A 1,925-nucleotide genomic window follows, 5' to 3' on the forward strand; every position below is an offset into this window, starting at 1 on the left:
CCGAAAGAGGTGCTCAGTCAGCTCGGCGCCCGGATCCAGCACGCACTGCGCGCGTTCACTCCCGACGACCAGAAGGCGCTGACCAAGACCGTCCGCACCTACCCGAAAACCGCCGTGTACGACCTGGCCCCGCTGCCCTGGTACAAGCGGCCGCCCGTGCTGTTCGGGGTGGCGGCCGCCGCGGCGCTGCTCGCCGCGGGTGGGTTGGCGGTCACGTTGACCAGCTCCGCGGGCGATTCGGGCACGGTGACCGAGACCGCGACCCCGCCGAGCGAGACCACCCCGGTGGAGCTGCCCCCGCCGGTGACCACGGTGACCGTCGGGCCCGACGGCGTCGCCACCACCACCGTGAGTCAACCGCCTCCGCCTCCGCCCCCGCCGGACACCACGACACCGACCACGACGCCGGCGACGACCTCGCCGACCACCACCACGACCACCACCACGACGACGACCACCACGACGACGACGCCGACCACGACCACGACACGGACGACGACGACACGGCCGACCACGACGCCGCCCCCGACGACGACGCCGCCACCGCCGCCGACCACGACGGCCGCACCACCACCGACCACGATCGACCCGCCCGATCCCCCTGATCCGGTCATCACCACCGTCATCCCCGAAGCCGGCGCCTGACTTGCGGCGATGACCAGTCCGGCGGTGCCGCGGCACTCGGAGCTCCCCCCGGCCGCCCGGGAGGCCGTCGCGGCGGTGGAGGCGGATCCGGGCGCGGCGCTCAAACTCGTCGTCACCGGCGGTGTCGGCACCGGCAAGTCCACCGTGCTGGCCGCGGTGCGGGCGGCTCTGCGCGCCGCCGGACGTCCGGTGCTGTCCCGGGCACCCGGGCGCGACGACCCGGTCGACACCGCAACGCTCGTCGACGACAGCCACCTGCTCGACGGCGCGGAGCTCGACCGGCTGACCGCGCTCGTGGCCGATCCCGGGGCGACCGTCGCGATCGCCGCGCAACGACTGGCCCACCACCGGCCGTTGCGCGACCTGGTCACCGCGCTGGAACGGGAGCGGCAGGCGGTGGCTCTCGGACCGCTGCCCGCGGTCGAGGTCAGCCGGGTCGCGGCCGGCGCACTCGGCGTCCCGGCGGCACCGGAACTGTTGCGCGCCTTGATGTCTGCGACGGCCGGCCTGCCGTTTCTGCTCAAGCCGGTGCTCGCCGTGGCCGGCGACGGGGCCCGCGCCATGCGGGAGGCGGCCCGCTTCGGGCTCATCGAACGGATTCGCGGCTGCGACGAGCGACTGCTGGACACCTTCGTGATCTCGTCGCTGAGTTTCGACCTCGGTCCCGACGATGTCGCCGCCGCCCTCGGACTGTCCTCGCACGACGCGCTGACCGCCGTCGACCAGGTCCGCGCGAGCGGACTGGTCGAACCGTCACACCCGCAGGCGTTCCAACACACGGTGCACCGGGCCGTCGCCCAGATCATCGGTGCGGCAAGACATCACGACGTCGAGGTGTCGGTGCTGGCGTCCCAGCTCGAATTGCGGACGCTCACCGCCGATCTCGCGCTGCGACTGGCCGAACACGGCCTCCGCGACGAGCGGCTGGCCACCGCGCTGAGCGATCTGGCCGCCCACAGCCGCGGGCATCCGGCCCGCACCGCGCGTCTGTACCGGGCCGCCGCCGACGCCGGCGCGACGGCGACCAGTGCGCAGCTGGCCGACGCGCTGGCCCTGACCGGTGACTGCACCACGGCCGGGCGGCTCGCCGACGAGTTGTTGACGGCACCCGAGCCGGTCGAGCGGGCCGCGGCGGTACGGATCGCGGCGAGCATCGCGCTGCACGACGTCGAAGGCGTCGGTGGCGTCGTATTCGGCGACATCGGCGGCGACGAACGTCGCGTTGGTCAGCCCGAGCCTGCGCGCCTCGGCGGCGCCGACCGCCAACCCCTCATCGGAGA

General features: G+C 74.0%; 1 protein-coding gene and 1 pseudogene. Both read left to right on the forward strand.

What is annotated here, in order from left to right:
• On the forward strand, positions 1 to 645 hold a 645-nt coding region (locus tag ASJ79_RS31485; protein WP_156448599.1), incomplete at its 5' end, for a helicase HerA-like domain-containing protein.
• A 9-nt stretch (positions 646 to 654) separates the two neighbouring features.
• Positions 655 to 1,925 (forward strand): annotated as a pseudogene (locus ASJ79_RS23355) (LuxR family transcriptional regulator); the annotation flags it as partial.

Source organism: Mycobacterium sp. NAZ190054 (genome assembly GCF_001545925.1).
In the GTDB taxonomy this organism is placed as follows: Bacteria; Actinomycetota; Actinomycetes; order Mycobacteriales; family Mycobacteriaceae; genus Mycobacterium.